Source organism: Mycobacterium sp. NGS26 (assembly GCF_059813025.1).
On record NZ_JCALDU010000029.1, the window covers coordinates 1 to 533 of the forward strand.

The 533-nt window shown below is 65.9% G+C and carries 1 protein-coding gene; it reads left to right on the forward strand.

What is annotated here, in order from left to right; genetic code table 11:
* Window positions 1-533 (forward strand): AMP-binding enzyme (locus AC5Y6X_RS24400; RefSeq protein WP_499989713.1); only part of this gene is annotated, 533 nt, incomplete at both ends.

Genomic DNA, 533 nt, shown 5'->3' on the forward strand with positions numbered 1-533 from the left:
TTTGTGCTGGATGGGTGGTTGCGTGCGGTGCCGGTGGGGGTGGTGGGGGAGTTGTATGTGGCTGGTCGTGGTGTGGGGGTGGGGTATTGGGGTCGGCCCGCGTTGACGGGGTCGCGGTTTGTGGCGTGCCCGTTTGGGGGGTTGGGGGCGCGGATGTATCGGACCGGGGATTTGGTGTGTTGGCGCTCTGATGGGCAGTTGGTGTATGTGGGTCGGGTTGATGAGCAGGTCAAGGTTCGGGGGTATCGCATCGAGTTGGGCGAAATCCGGGCTGCGCTAGCCGAATTGGAGGGGGTTAGCCAGGCGGTGGTGATCGCTCGTGAGGACCGTCCGGGGGATAGGCGGCTGGTCGGCTATGTCACGGGTAGCGCGGATCCGGACATACTGCGCGCGCAGCTGGGTGAGCGGTTGCCGGGTTATATGGTGCCCGCGGCGGTGGTGGTGATCGCGGCGGTGCCGTTGACGGTTAACGGCAAGGTGGATGTGCGGGCGTTGCCGGCCCCCGATTACAGCGGTGCCGATCGGTATCGGGC